This window comes from Cupriavidus sp. 01L45 (genome assembly GCF_056399885.1).
The window spans coordinates 87,345-107,455 of record NZ_JBFTSG010000020.1; the positions used below are offsets into that span (position 1 = coordinate 87,345).

Below are 20,111 nucleotides of genomic sequence, written 5' to 3' on the forward strand. Positions count from 1 at the left end.
GGCAGCCGCTACCCCACACATGCCGCCGGGCCATCGCACCCGGCACTCAAGCAGTACTCCTGGAGACAGAACATGCGCTTGCTCACCCCCCTGAAACCGCGCCGTCGCGCGGCACTCATCGCCCTGGCTATCGGCGCGTGGCTGCCCGCCGCGCACGCCCAGCCCGGCGTGGCCTGGCCGGCCAAGCCCGTGACCATCATCCTGCCGTTCGCCCCTGGCGGCGGCACCGATGTGGGCACCCGCCTGGTAGCGCTGCGGCTGTCGCAACTGTGGGGCCAGCCGGTGCTGGTGGACAACCGGCCCGGCGCGGCCGGCAACGTCGGGCTGGACATCGTGTCCCGCGCCAGGCCGGATGGCTACACGCTGGTCGCGGGCAATGTCGGCACGCAATCCATCAATCCCACGCTCTACAAGAAGCTCAGCTACAACCCGGCCGCCTTCGTGCCGGTGAGCCTGATGGCGGAGCTGCCGTTCGCGCTGGTCGTCACGCCCAAGCTGCCGGCCAGGACGCCGAAAGAACTGGTGGCGCTGGCCAAGGCGCAGCCCGGCAAGCTGACCTACGCCAGCTCGGGCAGCGGCGGCTCGCCGCATTTGTCGGCGGAGATCTTCAAGGCTGCCACCGGCATCGATCTGCTGCACGTGCCCTACAAGGGCGGCGGCGCCGCCATGAGCGACCTGATGGCGGGCAATGTCGACATGCTGTTCGCCTCCATCCTGGAAACCGCCGGCCATGTGAAATCGGGCAAGCTGCGCGCGCTGGCCGTGACCAGCAAGGTCCGCTCCCCCGCGCTGCCGGACGTGCCGACCCTGGCGGAAGCCGGTATTGCCGGCGCCGAATCGGGATCGTGGGTCGGCCTGCTGGCTCCGGCGGGCACGCCCAGGGAAATCGTCGACAAGATCGCYGCCGGCGTCAAGGAAGTGGTGGCGATGCCCGCCGTGCGCGAACAGCTGATTGCACAGGGCGCCATTCCCGTCGGCGGCACGCCGGCCCAGTTCGCGGACCTGATCGCCACCGATCGCAAGCGCTACGCCAGGATCATCCTGGACAACAAACTCAGCGCGGACTGACATCGCCAGCCTCGCGCAATCATCGCGCTCACCAACCGGATCTCTTCTCATGAAACAACGCCTGCTCCAGCATGGACGCTTGCCGGCCGCACTCGAAGCCAGCCTGGCCGAACACTATGACGTCCACCCCCTGTGGGCCGAAACCGATCCCGCCGCCTTCCTCGCCAGCCACGGCGCCGAGTTTGCCGCGCTGACCACACGCGCCGCGATCGGCGTCGACGCGGCCATAATCGCGGCCATGCCGGCGCTGAAGGTCATCTCCAGCTTTGGCGTGGGCCTCGACAAGATCGACCTCGAAGCCGCGCGCGCGCGCGGCATCGCAGTTGGCTATACCCCCGACGTGCTCAACGATTGCGTGGCCGACACGGCCTTTGGCCTGCTGATGGACGTGGCGCGCGGCTTCAGCGCGGCAGATCGCTTTGTCAGGCGCGGCGAATGGCCCAAGGCGCAGTTCCCGCTCAGCACGCGCGTCAGCGGCAAGCGCCTGGGCATCATCGGCATGGGCCGCATCGGCCGCGTGATCGCCCGGCGCGGCTCCGGCTTCGACATGGAGGTACGCTACAACAGCCGGCGCCCCGCGGCGGATGCGCCCTACCGTCACGAGCCCTCGCTGATCGAGATGGCCAGGTGGGCGGATTTCCTGGTCATTGCCACCGCGGGCGGGCCGGAGACCCGGCACCTGGTTTCCGCCGCCGTGCTCGAAGCGCTCGGCCCCGAAGGCTTCCTGATCAATATCGCGCGCGGCACCGTGGTTGACGAGGTGGCGCTGGTGGATGCGCTGGTGCACCGGCGCATCGCCGGCGCCGGCCTGGATGTGTTCGAGAACGAGCCGCACGTCCCTGAAGCCCTGTTCGCGCTGGACAACGTCGTGCTGCTGCCGCATATCGCGAGTGCCACGCACGAAACGCGCAATGCGATGGCGGACCTGGTCTTCGACAACCTGCGGAGCTTCTTCGCCAGCGGTGCCGTGAAGGCTGCGGCGGCATAGGGCAACCAGGATGCCGGGCGATAGCGCGGGGGAGCGATCGCCCCCCTTTTGTCTTATGCCTTGTCTATTGCCGCAATGCCCCGCGGTTGTACCCCAAACGAGGTAGATTTCCCCCCGATTTCCTCCTCACCCCCCCTCCGCCGAGTGGTAGCGGACTGGTCTTTATCTTGCGCATACTGATTGCCTAACCAAGAAGAATAACCACACAAAAGCAGAGGGGTCAGCCATGGAAGGAGCACTCACTTTCGGGGCGTATATCGTGGTTTTTATCGGGGCGCTGTTGTTCGGTGCAAGAAGCGTGAGCCGGCATCATCCCGCGCTGCGGCAGGACACGCCGCAAACCGCCAAGAGCCCGCAGCAATAATCCGGGCCGGTTGCCGCACCGCTGCGCATTTCAGGGTTCGGCGATGGCCGGCGCATCATCCGCAGCCATCTGCGCGAGGGCCCTTAGCCGCGCCATGGAATTCCGGATATGCAAGCGGGCCAGGTCTTCCGCCTGGCCGGCATCCCCGCGCTCGATCGCCGCGACGATCTGCTCGTGCTCCCCGATGGCGGCCTGCGCGCGGTCCCGCGCAAACAGGATCCGTGGCGCGAACACCTGCGACGTCATATGCACGATGGGTACCTGCCTCGCCAGGTACTCGTTCGCTGCCAGGCCGATGATGGCAGTATGGAACTCGACATTGGCCGCTGTATAAACCTCAGGCAGCCAGGGCTCGAGGCTCCCCTGCTGGGTTTCGATGATGGCGCGCAAAGGCGCTCCGGCCAGTTCGCTCGCGCGTGACGCCGCCAGGCGAGCGGCGAGGCCGTCGATTACCTCGCGCAGTTCATAGGCATCCATCAACTGACGGAAATCCGCGCTGACCACGGTGACGCCGCGCGCAGTCTCGGCGCTGACCAGGCCTTCCCGTTCGAGAATGCGCAGGGCTTCCCGCAGCGGCGTGCGGCTGATCTTCAGGTCCTCCGAAATCTCGACCTGCCGCAGCGGCTTGCCCGGCGGGTAGACGCCCCGGTAGATGCGCTGGCGCAGCACCTGCGCGACTTCCTCGACCAGCCGCACCCGGCCTTGCCACTCGAATGTTTCCGACATTTCCGACATTTGCCCCCTCTTGGCGCAGCGCATTTCCGCATATTCCGGCGCATCTCCGCACCGGGTGATCCAGACAGGTTGGCGCAGTTTACAAGGGCTGCCCACGGGTCTACTATAGCCTCAAACACTGGATTCTGGATCCAAAAACCAAAGCCCTGCATAGCATGGCGTGGCGTCCAGGCCACCCGAGACGTTTCTGGAGACCCCCGCCGATGAGCGATGCGCTTTGCTTTTTGTCCGCCACCGAACTCCAGGGCCGCATCGCCCGCAAGGAAATATCGCCGGTCGAACTCACGCAGGCCGTGCTCGACCGCGCTGCCCGGCTGCAGCCCGAACTGAACTGCTTCATCACGCTATGCGCCGATGAAGCCATGACCGCGGCCCGCGAGGCGGAGCAGGCGGTCATCGCGGGCAAGCCACTGGGGCTGCTGCACGGCATCCCGTTCACCGCGAAGGACCTCGTCAACACCAAGGGCGTGCGCACCACGTTTGGCGTGGCGCCATACCGGGACAACGTGCCCGACCAGGATGCGGTAGCCATCGCGCGCCTGCGCGAGCAGGGCGCCATCCTGATTGGCAAGACCACCACGCCCGAGTTCGGCTCCAAATGCCTGACCGATTCGCCCCTGTTCGGCCGCACGCGCAATGCATGGAGCGGCGAGCGCACCAGCGGCGGATCCAGCGGCGGCGCGGCGGTTGCCGTGGCCAGCGGCATCGCGCCGCTTGCGGTCGCCACCGACGGCGGCGGCTCCACGCGGATTCCGGCGGCGTGCAACGGCGTGGTCGGCATCAAGCAGAGCAACGGCGTGATCCCGCACAGCCAGGCGCAGGACCTCTTCGGCAACCAGACCTATGTCACGCCCACCACGCGCACGGTCGCGGACACCGGGCTGATGATGCAGGTCATGGCCGGCGAAGATGCCTGCGATCCGTGGTCGATCGGCGTGCCGAAGCCGGACTACGCCGGCGCCGCCCGCCCGCAAGGGGATTTGCGCGGCCGCCGGATTCTTTACTGCCTGGCGCCGCCGGGGCGTCCGGTATCGGCGGAGGTTGCGCGGGCATTCGAGGCGAGCCTGTCGAAGCTGGCCGGGCTAGGCGCGGAACTGGAAGCCTTCTCCGGTGATGGCTTTGACGTGGAACCCATCTGGCGCGCGATCAACCATACGGTCTGGCGCGCGCGCTTTGCCGCCATCGCGGCGGAGCACGGCGACCAGCTCAGCGCCACGTTCCTGAAGCAGGTGGCCTCCGCCGCGCAGGTCAGCGGCGTGGAGTACCAGCAGGCGATGTTCGATCGCTCGAAACTGTTCCTGCGCGTGCAGGCGCTGCTGCAGCGCGGCGACTTCCTCGCCATGCCGACGCTCACACGCACGGCGCTACCCATCGAACAAGACCTGTTCGGCACCATCGACATCGACGGCCAGGCATTCGAAAACGTCCGCGCGCACTGGTTCCCGTGGACGATGCCGTTCAACATGACCGGCCATCCCGCCATCAGCCTGCCCTGCGGCTTCGGCAGCGACGGGCTGCCGATCGGCTTCCAGCTGGTGGGACAGTTCCGCGGCGACGCCGAGCTGCTCCGCGTGTCCGCGCTGTTCGAAGCCGCGCACGGGCTGCTGGGCCAGTGGCCGCAGCTATAACGCGCCGCACCCCGTTTATTCATCGATTCAAACCGCACCCGCCATGACCCACGCTTTCCGCCGCAATTTTGTGATCAACGCCCTGGCGCTTCCGGCATGTGCCGTTGCTGTCCTCGCCCTGCCCCGGCCGGCCTTCGCGGCAGAGGATGCGGCGGCCCCGATGCATATCATCGTCGGCTACGCGCCCGGCGGCGCGGCCGACAGCCTGGCCCGGATCTACGCCGAACAACTGCGCCAGGATGGGCACGGCACCATCATCGTCGAGAACAAACCCGGCGCGTCGGCGCGCCTGGCGCTCGACTACGTCAAGCGCTCCAGGCCCGATGGCAAGACCATCTTCATCGGCCCCTCGCCGCTGTTCACCATCTTCCCGCTGACCTACAAGAAGCTGGGATATGACGCGGACAAAGACCTGGTACCGGCCGCCGTGCTGACCGACGTGCCCACCGTGATTGCCGCCGGTGTCCAGCAGCCGTACAAGAACATGAAGGAATACGTCGAGTGGGCCAGGCGCAATCCCGGCAGCGCCAGCCTGGGCCTGGCGACCATCGGCAGCGCCGGCCACCTCGGCACGGTGGCACTGGGCAAGAAGCTCGGCATTTCCGTTACGCCCGCTGCCTACCGTGGCGCGTCTCCGATGCTGGTGGACGTGATCAGCGGTACGGTGTCGATCGGCTGGGATGCCGTCGCCAGCATGATGCCGTTGTACAAGGGCGGCAAGCTGCAATTCCTGGGGGTGAGCGGCACGCGGCGCGCCAAGGCCTTGCCGGAAGTGCCCACGCTGAAGGAACAGGGCTTCAGCCAGTTCGAATACGCGACCAGCTGGTACGGCGCCTTCCTGCCGGCCGGCACGCAAGCGGATGTGGTCGCCAGGGTGGAGAAGATGTTCATTGCCGCCTCGGCCAATGCCGCGACCGCGGCCAAGCTGGAGGCCCTGGGGCTGGAAGTGGCCGCCGGGCCGGGACAAGAAGCGCGGCACCGCATCCAGCTGGAGCGTGCTGCCTGGAAGCCGATCGTGGAGGCTACCGGCTTCGTCGCCGAGGACTGACCCGGACCGGAGCAAACGGGCGGATGGCTCTGACCCTTCGTCCCGCTCTAACGCGCCGCGCCATCTCCTAGCGCCTCGCGCGCAGCCATCAGCGCGAATCCGAGCAGGTTGGGCCCGCGCCACTGATCGGGATTGGCCGCGCGCGGATCGTCGGCAGCCAGGCCGATGCCCCAGATGCGATCGACCGGGCTGGCCTCCACCAGCACGCGCCGCCCGGTGCCGAGCAGGTAGCCGGCGAGGTCCGGATTCTGGCGGAATTTCTCGATATTGCCCTGCGTCACCAGCGCCTGGCACGCGGCATTCCAGCGCCCTTCGTCAAAGCCGCGCACCTCGCGGCCAAGCCGCTTGGCCGCGGCGGGCGAAGGCGCCGCCAGTATCCGCGCCAGGGCAGGCTCGTCGCCGAACAGGCGCGCCTTGCCAGCCATCATGAAATGCTCCGCGCTGGCGAACACCTGGCCATCCACGCTGAACCGGGCGGGCCACCACTGCGACAGGCACTCCTTGCCCACCGCGGCCCCCGGCCTGGCGCTGTGGCCCCAGAAAAACAGGTAGGCGGGGCGGTGGCCGCGCCGGAAGGCACTGATCAGGGAGGCGTKGTCGTGGATATCGGGCTGGGTCATCGCGAATCGGTAGCGTCGGTAGCGTCGGTATGGTCTGGCATGGCTGGAGCCTGGGTGACCCCAAAGCCCTATAGTATTGTTCGCGGCAAGGCTGTGCGTCAAAGGGCACCAGGCAGGGCACCAGGCGCCGATGCCAGCCGTGACAAACCTTTGATCGCCCGGCGCACCGGATCCCCGCCAGCACAGGCTTGTGCTATCATCTGCGCCGTCTTAGGGGAGTAGCTAGCCTCCAGTCCCCCTGGAGGAGCCGACGTCAACATACTTGGTACAAAAAACCATGGCGCCGGCAGCCTGATTGGCTCTGCGAGACCTTTGACTTTTCTGTCCACCAGCTGGGGCTGGCACTGGGCAGCGAAGTCATTGGTTCGTGTGTTGCCAGCCCCTTTGGATATCTCATGGAAGCACTCATTGCTTCATTCGGCATGGTCGCCCTGGCGGAAATGGGCGACAAGACTCAGCTCCTGTCCTTTCTCCTGGCGTCCCGGTTTCCCGGCAAGCAGTGGAGCATCATTGCGGGCATTTTCGTCGCAACCATCTTCAACCACCTCTTTGCCGCCGCGCTGGGCGACTGGGCTGCCTCGCACGTCAGCCCGGATGTGACGCGCTGGGTGCTGGGCATCGCTTTCCTCGGATTCGCCGCCTGGGCCCTGATCCCCGACAAGCTCGACGACGAAGGGAAAAACGGCAAGCAGGCCGGCGCCTTCGCCACCACCGTGGTGGCCTTCTTCCTCGCCGAAATGGGCGACAAGACCCAGTTCGCCACCATTGCGCTGGGTGCGCAGTACGCGAACCTGGGCATGGTCGTGGTCGGCACCACGCTGGGCATGATGGCGGCCAATGTGCCCGCGGTCCTGCTGGGCGATCGCCTGACCCGCATTATCCCGCTGAGCAAGATGCGCTTCGTCGCCGCGGCGCTGTTCGCCGTGTTCGGGATCCTGATCCTGTTCAAGGTGAACTTCGGCTTGAACCTGGGTACCTGAGCGGCAAACGCGCATCACCGGCCTGCACAAGACCGCGAACGCCGCAGAGCGGCCCGGGTTATCGGCCTCCCGCCGACCTTGGCGGCGCTGGCGGGCGGTGCCGGCAGCTTCGCCCTGCGGCTGCTGGCTGTGTGGCAAGATTGGCATCTGCCCAAGGTGCCGGTCTGGTGATCCCGCCGGGATGCCAGCGCCAGGGCAACCGCGAGGGATGAACCGACATGCGCATGAAAGACACACCCAGGGACTGGGTACTTCGCGCGCCGCAGCAAGGCCGGCTGGAGCGCATCGAAGCGTTCTTCTCGGGGCACGGCTACGATATGCATCGCCACGATACCTACGCCATCGGGCGCACGCTCTCCGGCGTGCAGCGCTTCCAGTATCGGGGCGGGCAGCGCAACAGCCTGCCCGGCGGGACCGTCGTGCTGCATCCCGATGAGCCCCATGACGGCGAGGCCGGTTCGGACGCTGGCTTCAAGTACCGGATCATGTATATCGAACCGGCGCTGATCCAGCAGGTGCTAGGCGGCAAGCCGCTCCCGTTCATCAAGGATGGCATATCCAGGGACCCGCGGCTGCGCGCGGCAACCGGTATCCTGCTCCAGGGCATGGACAGCCCAATCGATCCGCTGGAGGAAGACGACGCCTTGTTCGATCTTGCGCATGCGCTGGAAGCGGTATCCGGTGCGCCTGCCCGCCGCCAGGGCTACGACTACCAGGCCGCCGAGCGGGCGCGCGAGTATATCCACGGCGCGCTGCACCGCACGGTCACGCTGGGCGAACTGGAAGCGCACAGCGGACGAGACCGCTGGAGCCTGTCGCGCGATTTCCGCTTGCTGTACGGCACCAGCCCGTACCGCTACCTGACCATGCGCCGGCTCGACCAGGTCCGGTCGCTGCTGGTACGGGGCCAGTCGCTGGCCGATGCCGCCCTGGCCGCGGGATTCACGGACCAGAGCCATATGACGCGCCACTTCCGCAAGGCCTACGGCCTGTCGCCTGCGCGCTGGATGAACATGCAGGGCGTGGCCGCGCCCGCGGCTCGCTGAGGCTTGCACGATCGTACAAGATTCCCCCCGTACGCCTTGCTAAGGTGAGCCCCCATGACAAGGCAAGGAGAGCAACGCCATGGACAACGATCTGGCAACCGCCACCGGTAAGTACCAAAGCCTGAATTTCGCGCAGAAACTCGGCCTGATCCACGAGCAGTGGACGCCGAAGGTGATCGCCGAGATGAACGACTACCAGTTCAAGCTGGTCAGGATCGAGGGCGATTTCATCTGGCACAGCCATGCCGATACCGATGAGACGTTCATCGTGCTGGAAGGGCAACTGCGCATCGATTTCCGCGATGGACAGGTACGGCTATCGGCAGGCGAGATGTTCGTGGTGCCCAGGGGCGTCGAGCACAAGCCCTTTGCCGAAACGGAGGTGAAGCTGCTGCTGATCGAACCCCGGGGCGTGGTGAATACCGGCGGCGAGGGCGGTGAGCGGACGGCGGTCAACGACGCCTGGATCTGACCGCCGCCGGACTCAGGCCTTGCGATACCGCGCGATGCCGTCCGGGCCCACTTCCATCACGGCCTCCCCCCGATGCACGAGGTAGTTCAGGTGGGCAATGCTCTCGCCAGTCGCCATGCCCAGCAATCCGGGCTCCCCGCCAATGGGGCGGGAGAACAGTTCGGCGAAGACATCCACCGCGCGCTTTGGCTCGGACAGCGCCTGGCGCAGCCGGTCGAGCGCCTGGCGCTGGCTGCGCTCCAGGTAATCGATGCGCGCATGCAGGCCGCGGAAAGGCTCGTTGTGCGCCGGCAGCACCAGCACATCGTCCGGGACTTCCCGGCGCAGCCTGGCAAGTGAGGCAAGCCAGTCGCCCATCGGGTCCGCGTCGGGCTCGGTGGGGAATACCGACACGTTGGAGGAGATGCGCGGCAGGATCTGGTCGCCGCTGATCAGGATCTTCAGCGTCTCGCTATAGAGGCAGGCGTGTTCGGGCGAGTGGCCGTTGCCGACGACAACCCGCCACTGGTGATCGCCAATCGCCAGGCTCTCACCGTCGCGCAGGCGCCGGTAGCTGTCGGGCAAGGCATGGACGTACTTGCCGAAGCCGCCGAAGCGCACACGGTATGCCTCGATGGCGTTGTCGTCCCAGCCCGCGCGGCGATAGAAGCGCACGCCGTCCTCCGGCGCCTCGCGCCCCGTGTCCGCGGCGAGAACGCGGCAGTTCAGGTATTCCAGCCGGGTCATCCACAGGCGGCAACCGTGCTTGCGGGTCAGCCAGCCGGCCATGCCGATATGGTCCGGATGCATGTGCGTGACGAACAGCCGGGTCAGCCCGTCCGCCAGCGCCCCGCCCTGCGCGAAGAGATCGCGCCAGGCAGCGGCGGTCTCGCTGGTTTGCAATCCCGCGTCCACCCCCGCCCAGCCCGCGCCGTCGCGCACCGCCCAGAGGTTGATATGGCTCAGCGCGAATGGCATCGGCATGCGGATCCACAGCACGCCCGGTACGATTTCCCGCACGCTGCCCGGCGCCGGCGCGTCTCCGCATGGGTATTCGAGCACAGGCTTGCTCTCGGCCGAGGGGGTTAAACTCGCATCGCTCATGGGGTCTGATTCCTTGGTTCCGTGCGGACATGCGGGGCGTGCCGAGCGTTGTTGCACCTGCATGGGGCAAATAAGGGCCGTGCTTCTCGCATTCGACGTCGTGAGCGATTCTACCGAGGTCCGGCTGTTCGCGCAGCAGCACCGGCCGGCTGCGCAAACAGGCGTTCAGACGATGTGCTGCGGCGAACTGACCATGTTGTCCGTGCTGTCCGTGCCATCCGTGGTATTGGCATTGCCGTGCGCGTACATCGCCCGGATGGCCTTCTTGTCGAGYTTGCTGACGGCGGTCAGCGGCAGATTGGCTTCGAACACCACGGTCTTCGGCGCATTGACCACGCCCTTGCGCTCCGCCACAAAGGCAATCAGCTCCTGCGCGTTGGCGCTGCATCCCGGTTTCAGCACCACCACCGCCGTGACGGCTTCGCCCCACTTGGGATGGGGCAGGCCGATCACTGCCGACAGCGATACCGCGGGGTGCTGCGCCAGGCAGTTCTCGACCTCGCTGGAATAGACGTTGAAACCGCCCGAGATAATCATGTCCTTGGCGCGATCGACGATATACAGGTAGCCGTCGGCATCTTGCCTCGCCATGTCGCCGGTATGCAGCCAGTCGCCGGCAAGGGCTTTTTCGGTTTCCTCCGGCCGGTTCAGGTATTCATGCATGATCAGCGGCCCGCGCACGCATAGCTCGCCAACCTCGCCAGGGCCGACTTCCCGAAGGTTGGCATCGAGCAGCTTGACCTGGTTGCCGGGCAGCGGCCTTCCGCAGGAGCGCAACAGCTGGGGCCGCCGCGGGTCGTGCTCATGCCGCCGCAGATAGCTGATCGTCATCGGCGCCTCGGCTTGCCCGTAGATCTGGCAGAACACCGGACCCAGGCGCTGCACTGCCTGCGCGAGCCGTGCCTCGGCGATGGGCGCCGCGCCGTAGAGCACCATCTGCAGTGGCGAGAGATCGTATTGGTCCAGGGTCACGCAATCGAGCAGACCGTAGATCTGGGTGGGCACCAGGAAGGTCGAACTGATGCGCTCCGCCACCACGGTTTGCAGGAAATCCTCCGGGCTGAACTTGCTCATGAAGAACAAGGTGCCCCCGCGCAGCAACACCGGCAGCATGATGGCGCCCGAAGCATGAGAGATCGGCGTCGCCGCCAGGAAGCGCGTTTCCGCCGGCCACTCCCAGCAAGCCAGCTGCTGCAGTGTCATGGTCACAGTAGTGCGCTGCCGGTGGATCACGCCCTTGGACTTGCCCGTGGTGCCGCCCGTATAGGAGATCTTGGAAATATCCTCGGGCTGGACGCGCAAGGGGATATCGGCTCCATCGAACGCAGGCAGCGCAGCGTTGACATCGGCGCCGAACGAAGCCGGCCCCAGCGTCAGCACATGCTCGACCACGCCCAGCGCCGCCAGCGCGGCGCCGCGCTCGGCGAAGCGCGGCACGTCCACGATCAGGGCCTTGATGCCCGCGTCGCGCAAGGCAAACACGTGGTCGTCCTGCGCGGCGAGCGGATGCAGCGCGGTGTAGCGCAAGCCCATCAATTGCGCCGCGATGATCGCCACCACGGCGTCCGCCCGGTTGCCCGACAGCAGGCTGATGCCATCCTGGCGGCGCAGCCCGATCGACTCGAAGTACCGGACCATGCGATGGCACTGCGCTTCCAGCGCCTGATAGCTCAGGCGTACCCCGTCCCCCACGATCGCTTCGCGCTGCGCGAAGGATTTGAACGCCGAGCGGTAGAGCTCCGCCACCGTCGATCCCGCGTAGAGCGGCTCCCTGCCCTGCTGCATATCCTGCATCCCCTCACCCCTCGTCATTGCTTTTCTATCCCGGCCTGCGCGCCGATGGCCACCATCTTCCCGGAATCGGACTTCATCTCCTGGAGGAATGCCTCGGGCGTGCCGGTCTCCACACTGAACCCCATGGCTTCGAGTTTGGCCTTTATCTCCGGATTCTCCACGGCCTGCCTCAGCGCGCCGTTCAATCTGGCGATGACCGCATTCGGCGTACCCCTGGGTACCAGCATGCCGACATAGGGCTGGTCCTCGAAGCCCTTCAAACCCAGTTCGGTGAGCGTGGGCACCTCGGGCAGCGCGGCAAGCCGCTTGCGCCCGAATACCGCCAGCGGCTTGGTGGTACCACTATCAAGGAAGGGCTTTTGCGCCGCCAGGGTGTCCATCAGCATGTCGACACGGTTGCCGTTCAGGTCATTCATCGCGGCCGGCACGCCGGCATAAGGCACCTTCAAGGTGTCGATCCGCGCCAGCTTGTTGATCCGTGCGTAGTAGAACTCATAAGTGGAAGCCGTCACCGCCATGGATGTGCTGCCAGGCTTCTTGCTCTCCATCGCCACGACCTGCTCGAACTTGTCCGCGGCGAACCCCTTGCGCGCCACCAGCACCAGGTTCAGGTTCACCGCCTTGCCGACCGGCGCCAGGTCCCGCTCGAAATCCACGGCCGGGTTCTTGTACATGGCCCGGGCCACCACCAGGGGCATCCCGCCCATCAGCACCGTGTAGCCGTCGGCCGGGCTGCTCGCCACGGATTGCGCGCCGATGGCGCCATTTGCGCCCGGTTTGTTGACCACCATGACCGGCTGGCCCAGGGTCCCGCTCATGCGCTCGGCCAGGATCCGGGCCACGATGTCGTTGGCACCGCCCGATTGATAGACCACGACAAGTTTGATCGGCCGTTCGGGATAAGCCRCTGCCTTGGCATCGGCGTGGGCCGTACCGGACCACGGCAGCACGGCGGCGCACAGGGTGGCCAGTGCTTTGGCAATACGCATGTCTCCTCCTTCGTCTCACGCGTCAGCTTGACGCTGCTTCGCTCTGATTTATTGGTTGAACCATTCTACAAATCGCCATAGCATTGAACATACTGGAAAACCCGGAGCGGGATCGGCAAGGGTTTCGCACCGCCGGCCTTCTACAATGCGGACTTCCTCCCGACGCCATCGAATATGACCAACGAGATTGACGCGCAAAGCCCCGCGACCCTGGCCGAAGCACCGGGCCCGCAGTTCAAGCCTGTCCAGGTACTGCGCGCGGCCGACGACATTGCGCGCCAGATCCGCCAGGAGATCACTTCCGGCCGCCTGCTGCCCGGGGCGAAACTGCCTGCGGAGCGCGCCCTGGCGGCGGAGCTGGGCGTTTCGCGCAACACCTTGCGCGAAGCGGTGCGCTCGCTGGAACAGGCCGGCCTGGTGCAACTCAAGAAGGGGGCTCACGGCGGCATCTTCATCACAGGCAACAATGGCGCGTCGGTCGCCATCGTGAGCGGCCTGCTCGACCTCTACCGCCTGGGCGGCATCGCGCCGCGGCACCTCACGCAGGCGCGCATCTGGGTGGAAGCCATTGTGATCCGGGAAGCCTGCCAGCGCGCCACGGCCAGTGACATCGCGGCCCTGAATGCCAACATCGACGCCGCGGTCGCTGCGGCCGAGTCAGGGGAGTTCGAGACCAAGGTCGCGCTTAACCACGAGTTCCATCGCATCCTGGCGCGCATGACCGACAACCCGATCATGATTGCCTTCATCAACGGCTTGATCGAGGTCCTGGTGGAATTCGTGATCCGGATCGGGCCGCACGACACCAGCTACATCTTTCCTTCGCGCCGCCGCTTCATGGCGCATTTCGAACGGGGCGATGCGGAGGCGGCGGTACAGGAGATGACCAGCGTGCTGGAGCAGTTCCAGGAAGCGTATTTTCCGAAGGAAATGGGCGGCTGAGGGTACCGCCGGGCCGTTGCGGCTATGCCAGTCCCGAGCGCTCGGCCGCGGGGACTGGCGCCGCGCCCTTTCCGCGGCACCGTCGCCAGCCCGCTGGCGGCTGGCCGAATTCGCGCTTGAACGCCCTATTGAAAGCCGCTTCCGACTCATAGCCGACGTGCTCCGCCACCGCGGCAACCGACTTGCCTCCGGTGAGGAGTTCCTGCGCCGCGATCTGCAGGCGCCAGTGCGCCAGATACTGCATCGGCGGTTGTCCCAGCAGGTCGGTGAAACGCTGCGCCAGCGCCGAGCGTGACAGCCCCGCGCTGCGCGCGAGCTCATCCACGGTCCAGTCATGGGCGGGCTGCGCGTGCATCATCGATAACGCCCGTCCGACGAAACGGTCGCGCACGCCGGCAAGCCATCCCTTCTTGTCCGCCGGCAATCCGTCGATACAGCGGCGCACCGCTTCGACAAAGAGCAGTTCCGACAACCTGGCAAGGACGATCTCGCTGCCGGCCCGCCAGTCCGCCGCCTCGGCCGTCGCGAACTGCAGCGAAGAGTCCAGCCAGGCGGAGCGTGGATCGTTGCGCATATCGACCTTGAAGATGCGTGGCAGCGCGGAAATCAGCGGATTGCTCAAGAGGTCGTTGCAAGCCAGGAATCCGCACACGAGACGCGTGCCGGTTCCGCCGCCGCCGTATGACAGCCTCATCACCTGGCGCGGCGCCGTCTCCAGTTGCATGGCCAGCAAAGGCCCCACCTGCACCGGGGACAGGTCGAGCACGCTGGCCATGATGTGCGACTCGCCTTGCGGCACCACCAGCAGTTCGCCGGCAGTGAGATGAATGGCCGACATGGGATCGTCCGCGAGGCGTGCCCAGCAGCTCCCTTCAGTGACCAGGTGGAACGACACGACACGCTCGGTGCGCGGCAGGAAGGCTTCGCACAGCGCCGCATCCGCTTCGCCAAGCACGCACCACGGCGCGGTGAATTCTCCGTTGAGATAGACCGCACCGCTCAGGCGGACAACGCGAAGTACGTCGGAAACGGCATCCATGAACAGGGTCCGTCAATTGGGTCCGTCAATTCCGGCGTCCCGCGCAAGAACGCTGGACGCCAGAGCATTCATCGAGACAGGCAACGTGGAGATACTACACCCACGCCCATCCGCGACAACACCTGTCTGGAGGGCATTCGCATGGATACCGCCGGGCAACCCCGCACCGGCAGGACGAGTGCAATCCATCCAGGAGACGCGATATGAGCGACGAGAAAACCCATGAGGGCGCCTGCTTTTGCGGTGCGGTGCGGTTCCGGTCGGCGGCGAGCCCGCCGGCATGGGCGATTGCCATTGCGAGTCCTGCCGGCGCTGGTCCGCAGGCCCCGTCAATGCGTTCACGCTATGGCATCCCGGCATGAGACTCACCGACGTGCACACAGCCGTCATTCCCGGCTTTCCCTTCCGTCCCGGCATTCATGTGCACTATCAGGAAACGCACCTGCGCATCCAGGACGGCTTGCCGAAAATGAAGGACACCCCCAAGGAAATGGGCGGCTCCGGCGTCGGCATGGCGGAGTAACGCGCCCGGCACGGCAAGCCCCGGCTCCCTGAATCCCAATCGCAAGACCATAAGGAGAACTGCCATGTCCGCAGTCCTTTCCAATCCCGCCCCCGTCATCGATCTCGCCGCGGTCAAGACCCGCCAGCAAGCCGCCTGGTCCGCTGGCAACTACGCGGTCGTGGGCACCACGCTGCAGATCGTCGGCGAGAACCTGTGCGAGGCGCTCGACCTGCGCTCCGGCGCGCGTGTGCTCGACGTCGCCGCCGGCAACGGCAATGCCACGCTGGCGGCCGCGCGCCGCTGGTGCGAAGTCACCTCCACCGACTATGTGCCCGCGCTGCTGGAAGCCGGCCGCGTGCGCGCACAGGCCGAGGGCCATACGATCAAATTCCAGGAAGCGGACGCCGAAAATCTCCCGTTTCCCGACGCATCGTTCGACGTGGTGATGTCCACCTTTGGCGTGATGTTCACCCCCAACCAGGAACAGGCCGCGAGCGAGCTTGCTCGCGTCTGCAAACCCCGCGGCAAGATCGGACTGGCCAACTGGACGCCAGAGAGCTTCATCGGGCAGGTGTTCAAGACGATCGGCAAGTACATTCCGCCCGCGCCGGGCGTCAAATCGCCCGCGTTGTGGGGCACGACTGCAGCGCTCGATACCCTCTTCGGCGACACCGCGCGCGCGATCCACACGGCTACCCGCACGTTCACCTTCCGCTACCACTCGCCAGCGCACTTTCTTGAGATCTTCCGTACCTACTACGGGCCGATGAACAAGGCCTTCGGCGCGCTCGACGCTGAAAAACAGGCTGCCTTTGAGCAGGATCTGCTGGCGTTGATAGGCAGCCGGAACCGTTCGGGGGATGGGACGCTGGTGCTGCCCAGCGAGTATCTTGAGGTGGTGATTGAACGGAATTGAGATCGCAAGACGAGTTCGCATCGCGAAGCGAAAGAGCCGCAGCCTTGAGGCTGCGGCCCGGCGTGCCGGCAAGGCCGGCACGGATCTGCGCGGCCGTGCCTACGCGCCGATCGGCTTGCCGTCCTTGTGACGGACCACGATGGTCGAAGACCTGGCAGGCTTGCCGGCGTCCGGCCATTTGTCGGTGGGATGCTGGATGTTGATAAAGAACGTGGTCAGGTCCGGCGTGTACGCAATGCCGGTGATCTCGCACCCGTGCGGGCCGACCAGGAAACGTTTGCACTCGCGGGTGTCCTGGTCGACGTAGTGCATGGAGTTGGCACCGAAGATGTTGGTGGTGCTTGCGCCGGTGCCGGCGTCGGTCTGCACCCAAAGGCGTCCCTTGGGATCCACGCGGATGCCGTCCGGGCTGGAGAAGGTATTGCCGTTGATCGTGCCCTTCAGGTTATACGCGGCGATGGAGGGATCTCCCGCCAGCAGGAAAATCTCCCAGGTGAAGCTCGTGGCCAGCGGGGAATCGCCGGCTTCCTTCCATCGGATGATGTGCCCATGCGAGTTGCTCATGCGAGGGTTGGCCGCATCGGGCACCTTGCGGCCGCCGTTGTTGGTCAGCGTGCAGAACAGGGTTTTATCCGGCCCTACCGTGATCCACTCCGGCCGGTCCATCAGCGTGCCGCCGGCCACGCGCGCAGCAGCCTTGGTGTTGACCAGTACATCGGCCTGCGTGGTGAAATTGACAACCACCGGCGTCTGCGGACCTTGCGTGGTATTGCCCGGATCGGTTGCGCCGGCCAGCAGGTTGTTCTTGCCCTGGGTCAGTTCGATCCATTGGCCGCCGCCGTCGGCATTGAACCTGGCGACATACAGCGTGCCCTCGTCGAGCAGGTTGAAATTGGCCTTGCGGTCGTTCGGATCGAAGGGTTTCGTAGGGACGAACTTGTAGATGCAGCCCGGCGTGCTGTCGTCGCCCATGTAGAACGCGACGCGATTGCCGGCGCCGGTCATGAACGCGGTGTTCTCGTGGTCGAAGCGGCCCATCGCGGTGCGCTTGGTCGGCGCGGCGAGCTGGTTCAGCGGATCGATCTCCACCACCCAGCCGTAGCCGATTTCCGGCTGGGTCGGGTCCAGGTAGTTGTCGGTGGTCTCCTCGCACGTCAGGTAAGTACCCCAGGGCGTATGGCCGCTCGAGCAATTGTTGAGCGTGCCGACTACGGTGCCACCCACGGCGCTTGCGGCGGGGCCGCTGACCTTGTACACCGTGTTGCCCGTATAGCGCTTGTTGTAGGCGGAGCCCTTCCTGACCTGCCACTTGCCGCCGGACAGTGCGATTTCGATGACCGACACGCCGACCGAGGACAGGGCGATCTTCTTCTGTTCGGCCGTTGCGGTCGCGGCATTGTAGGTGCCGCCGGGGAACAGGATGGCCGCGTCGAGCGTCTCGTGGTTGATCGCCAGCAGGCCGCCTTGCTGCGGGTCGACGCCCGGCAACGGGAAGAAGTGCATGCCGTCGTGGTTGCCACCGGCTTGCAACTCGGTCTCGGCCGACGTCTGGAAGGATCCGCTGTACCCCGGCGCACCGGCGACGACCGGGTCGCCGGCCGAGAACAGGACGTCATAGGCGTAGTTGGCCGGCAACGTCACGGTATCCGCTGTCACCTTGTCCGCCACCGGGGTAAAGCCGATCTTGTAGTCGAGCGGCTGCGCTGGCGTGGGTACCGGTGCCGGCGCGGGTGCCGGCGCGGGGGACGGCGTTGCTGCCGCGTCATCGCCGCCGCAGGCGGCAAGCAGGCCGCTCGTGCCGAATACGGACAGCAGCGACACGCTCAGGCCACCGCGCAACACAGTGCGGCGCGCCGGATTGGCGGCAACGATGTCTTCGAGCATCTGGCCCGGAACAGTGACTACGCCTTCGGCATCACGGCGCGGCGCGCGGGCCTTATCGGTAAGGTACGACATGCGTGGGGATCCTCTCGTCTGTGCGAAGCCGGCGAACCGGGGGATTTCGGTGCGCACGGGTTCGCGGTGCGCCGCCGATAGTAGAGAGGGAATATGACGTTGGCGTTACTGGATGTACCAACAAAGAGTCATTAAGCGTGCGAAAGTGGCCGACTCATGCGAACATCTCCGCTTTTTGGGATCCCTGCCCATGAACCGCCCGACGCTGCTCGCCTCGCTCGCCCTCCTCTCGCTGGCCCTGGGCCAGCCAGCCATCGCCGACACGCTCAAGAAGCCCGACCTCGACACCCTCGTCGCGGCCGCGCAGGCGAAGCCGCCGGCGAATTTCAACGCTTTCCTGGATGAAGCGGTCAGGGCCAATCCCAAGCTGGCGGGCAGTGTCGCCGCGTATCGCAAGCAGGCCGTGCTGAGCGGCGACGACCTGACCAATATCGGCCGCCTGCTCGGCGTGTACAACCGGCTCCACAACCAGCGAGCCGTGATCTCCGCCATCGAGCGCATGGTGGCCTTGCGCACCGTGCGCGACGACAAGATTCCCCAGCACGAGAACCCCGCCATCGTCTCGTTCGGCAAGCTGGTGGAAGGCATGGCAAAGGACTTCGGCCTGACCTTCCGCAACGTGGACAATCGCGTGTTCGAGGTCACGCTGCCGGGCCGGGGCAAGGAAGAATTCGGCTTGCTGACCCACGCCGACGTGGTGCCCGTGGTGGCGGACGAATGGGTGCTGGACGACGGCACCAGGCTCGACCCGTTCAAGGTCACGCGCGTTGGCGACTATCTCTACGGCCGCGGCACCATCGATGACAAGGGCTCGATCGCCACGGTGCTGTACGCGATGAAGACCGTGAAGGAGAGCGGCCTGAAGCTCGACCGCACCATCCGCCTGATGATCGAGACCACCGAGGAAACCGGCGGCGACGGCATGAAATAYTACCGCGAGCACACCTCGCTGCCCGAGTACAACATCGTGCTCGACAGCAAATACCCCGCCGTTGTGGCGGAGAAGGGATCGGGCAGCCTGAAAGTGTTCTTCCCCGTGCAGGCCACCGATGGCAAGACCACCGCCATCGTCGCCATGAGCGGCGCGGCGGCCGCCAACGCCGTGCCGCAGACCGCCAGCGCGCAGCTCAAGGGTGGCGATCTCGGCGCGGCCCGTGCGCGGCTTGAAGCGGCGCGCGCCGGCTTTATCGGAAAGTACGCGGCGCAGGGCAAGTTCACGATCGATATCAGCCAGGGCGCCGACAGCGTGGACGTCAAGGTCACCGGTACTTCCGCCCATGGCTCGCGCCCCGAGGAAGGCGTGAACCCCCTGCCCCGCCTGACACTGTTCCTGCAGGAATCCGGGATCGCGCTGGCCGACAACCACTACGCCAGGGCGGCAAAGTACCTCAACGACCTGTACGGCACCGGCTACCTGGGCGAGAAAATGGGCGTGGCCTACAAGGACGATTTCATGGGGCCGCTCACGATGTCGCCCAACCTGGTCCGCGAGAAGGACGGCCAGCTGGAAGTCACCGCCAACGTGCGCATGCCGCGCGGCAACACGCCGCAGGCGCTGTCCAGGGCGGTGGCCGACAAGATCAACGCCTGGGCCGGTGCCAACCACGAGAAGGTGACGATCAGCCACGAGCAAGGCGACTGGATGGCGCGCGACCCCAAGGGCGCGTGGCTGGCCACCCTGCTCAATATCTTCGGCGATACCACGGGGCTCGAATCCAGACCCGTGCCCACCGCCGGCAGCACCACGGCCAAGCTGATGCCGAACGCCATCAACTTCGGCCCGGCCATGCCCGGCAAGAAGTACACCGCGCACAACGCCAAGGAGTACAAGGAAGTCTCCGACCTCGACCTGGATATGCAGATGTTTACCGAAATGCTGATCCGGATCGGCGACCTGAAGACGATGCAGTAAGGTGTGACGTGGTTATGAGGGAGGGA

The 20,111-nt window shown here is 66.0% G+C and carries 19 protein-coding genes and 1 riboswitch; of the genes, 12 read left to right on the top strand and 7 right to left on the bottom strand.

The window, feature by feature from the left end; genetic code table 11:
• The first annotated feature begins 72 nt into the window (after positions 1–72).
• The 3 genes from AC1DT6_RS16005 (at position 73) to AC1DT6_RS16015 (ending at position 2,420) form a co-directional block, all read left to right on the top strand.
• Entirely contained in the window at positions 73–1,068 is a 996-nt protein-coding gene (locus AC1DT6_RS16005) for a Bug family tripartite tricarboxylate transporter substrate binding protein (protein ID WP_441625811.1), read from the top strand.
• Positions 1,069–1,117: 49 nt separating this feature from the next.
• A complete protein-coding gene (locus AC1DT6_RS16010; RefSeq protein WP_441625812.1) occupies positions 1,118–2,056 on the top strand; it encodes a 2-hydroxyacid dehydrogenase in 939 nt (312 codons plus the stop codon).
• Between the two features lie 226 nt (positions 2,057–2,282).
• The gene (locus AC1DT6_RS16015; protein ID WP_441625813.1) at positions 2,283–2,420 is read left to right on the top strand and encodes a hypothetical protein; all 138 of its coding nucleotides are present in this window, start codon (positions 2,283–2,285) and stop codon (positions 2,418–2,420) included.
• Positions 2,421–2,450: 30 nt separating this feature from the next.
• Here the strand turns inward: AC1DT6_RS16015 and AC1DT6_RS16020 are convergent, their stop codons facing one another.
• Positions 2,451–3,146 carry a GntR family transcriptional regulator gene (locus tag AC1DT6_RS16020; RefSeq protein WP_441625815.1) on the bottom strand — a complete coding sequence of 232 codons (696 nt, stop codon included), beginning with the start codon at positions 3,144–3,146 and terminating at the stop codon, positions 2,451–2,453.
• Between the two features lie 212 nt (positions 3,147–3,358).
• Between AC1DT6_RS16020 and AC1DT6_RS16025 the strand changes: the two genes are divergently transcribed.
• Together AC1DT6_RS16025 and AC1DT6_RS16030 are read left to right on the top strand one after the other, a co-directional pair.
• Positions 3,359–4,783, top strand: coding sequence for an amidase (locus tag AC1DT6_RS16025; RefSeq protein WP_441625817.1), 1,425 nt, complete (start codon positions 3,359–3,361; stop codon positions 4,781–4,783).
• Between the two features lie 43 nt (positions 4,784–4,826).
• Positions 4,827–5,831, top strand: a complete 1,005-nt coding sequence (locus tag AC1DT6_RS16030; RefSeq protein WP_477111136.1) for a tripartite tricarboxylate transporter substrate-binding protein — start codon at positions 4,827–4,829, stop codon at positions 5,829–5,831.
• 47 nt (positions 5,832–5,878) lie between these two features.
• Here AC1DT6_RS16030 and AC1DT6_RS16035 read toward each other — a convergent pair whose 3' ends face one another.
• A complete protein-coding gene (locus AC1DT6_RS16035) occupies positions 5,879–6,451 on the bottom strand; it encodes an NADAR family protein (RefSeq protein WP_477114771.1) in 573 nt (190 codons plus the stop codon).
• A 199-nt stretch (positions 6,452–6,650) separates the two neighbouring features.
• Positions 6,651–6,841, top strand: a riboswitch (yybP-ykoY riboswitch).
• A 5-nt stretch (positions 6,842–6,846) separates the two neighbouring features.
• Here AC1DT6_RS16035 and AC1DT6_RS16040 point away from each other — a divergent pair.
• The 3 genes from AC1DT6_RS16040 (at position 6,847) to AC1DT6_RS16050 (ending at position 8,949) form a co-directional block, all read left to right on the top strand.
• Positions 6,847–7,431, top strand: coding sequence for a TMEM165/GDT1 family protein (locus AC1DT6_RS16040; RefSeq protein WP_441625822.1), 585 nt, complete (start codon positions 6,847–6,849; stop codon positions 7,429–7,431).
• 218 nt (positions 7,432–7,649) lie between these two features.
• Entirely contained in the window at positions 7,650–8,477 is an 828-nt protein-coding gene (locus tag AC1DT6_RS16045) for an AraC family transcriptional regulator (RefSeq protein ID WP_441625824.1), read from the top strand.
• A gap of 79 nt (positions 8,478–8,556) precedes the next feature.
• On the top strand, positions 8,557–8,949 hold the full coding sequence (locus AC1DT6_RS16050) for a cupin domain-containing protein (RefSeq protein WP_441625826.1): 393 nt from the start codon (positions 8,557–8,559) through the stop codon (positions 8,947–8,949).
• A gap of 12 nt (positions 8,950–8,961) precedes the next feature.
• Here AC1DT6_RS16050 and AC1DT6_RS16055 read toward each other — a convergent pair whose 3' ends face one another.
• From AC1DT6_RS16055 to AC1DT6_RS16065, 3 genes are all read right to left on the bottom strand, one after another.
• On the bottom strand, positions 8,962–10,032 hold the full coding sequence (locus AC1DT6_RS16055) for an MBL fold metallo-hydrolase (protein ID WP_441625828.1): 1,071 nt from the start codon (positions 10,030–10,032) through the stop codon (positions 8,962–8,964).
• Between the two features lie 165 nt (positions 10,033–10,197).
• Entirely contained in the window at positions 10,198–11,844 is a 1,647-nt protein-coding gene (locus AC1DT6_RS16060; RefSeq protein ID WP_441625830.1) for an AMP-binding protein, read from the bottom strand.
• Entirely contained in the window at positions 11,841–12,815 is a 975-nt protein-coding gene (locus AC1DT6_RS16065; RefSeq protein WP_477114772.1) for a Bug family tripartite tricarboxylate transporter substrate binding protein, read from the bottom strand. The genes AC1DT6_RS16060 and AC1DT6_RS16065 overlap by 4 nt, the downstream gene beginning before the upstream one ends.
• Positions 12,816–12,989: 174 nt before the next feature.
• Between AC1DT6_RS16065 and AC1DT6_RS16070 the strand changes: the two genes are divergently transcribed.
• On the top strand, positions 12,990–13,757 hold the full coding sequence (locus AC1DT6_RS16070) for a FadR/GntR family transcriptional regulator (protein WP_045242159.1): 768 nt from the start codon (positions 12,990–12,992) through the stop codon (positions 13,755–13,757).
• A 22-nt stretch (positions 13,758–13,779) separates the two neighbouring features.
• Here AC1DT6_RS16070 and AC1DT6_RS16075 read toward each other — a convergent pair whose 3' ends face one another.
• Entirely contained in the window at positions 13,780–14,796 is a 1,017-nt protein-coding gene (locus AC1DT6_RS16075) for an AraC family transcriptional regulator (RefSeq protein ID WP_441625835.1), read from the bottom strand.
• Positions 14,797–15,154: 358 nt separating this feature from the next.
• Here AC1DT6_RS16075 and AC1DT6_RS16080 point away from each other — a divergent pair, with 358 nt between their 5' ends.
• Together AC1DT6_RS16080 and AC1DT6_RS16085 are read left to right on the top strand one after the other, a co-directional pair.
• Entirely contained in the window at positions 15,155–15,319 is a 165-nt protein-coding gene (locus AC1DT6_RS16080) for a hypothetical protein (RefSeq protein ID WP_441625837.1), read from the top strand.
• Between the two features lie 64 nt (positions 15,320–15,383).
• Positions 15,384–16,217: a class I SAM-dependent methyltransferase gene (locus AC1DT6_RS16085; protein WP_441625839.1), complete on the top strand. Its 834-nt coding sequence runs from the start codon at positions 15,384–15,386 to the stop codon at positions 16,215–16,217.
• Positions 16,218–16,316: 99 nt separating this feature from the next.
• Here the strand turns inward: AC1DT6_RS16085 and AC1DT6_RS16090 are convergent, their stop codons facing one another.
• Positions 16,317–18,173, bottom strand: coding sequence for a PhoX family protein (locus tag AC1DT6_RS16090; RefSeq protein WP_477114773.1), 1,857 nt, complete (start codon positions 18,171–18,173; stop codon positions 16,317–16,319).
• A 190-nt stretch (positions 18,174–18,363) separates the two neighbouring features.
• On the opposite strand from AC1DT6_RS16090, the gene AC1DT6_RS16095 reads away from it, so the two are divergent.
• Positions 18,364–20,085: a dipeptidase gene (locus AC1DT6_RS16095; RefSeq protein WP_477111134.1), complete on the top strand. Its 1,722-nt coding sequence runs from the start codon at positions 18,364–18,366 to the stop codon at positions 20,083–20,085.
• Positions 20,086–20,111 lie beyond the last annotated feature (26 nt).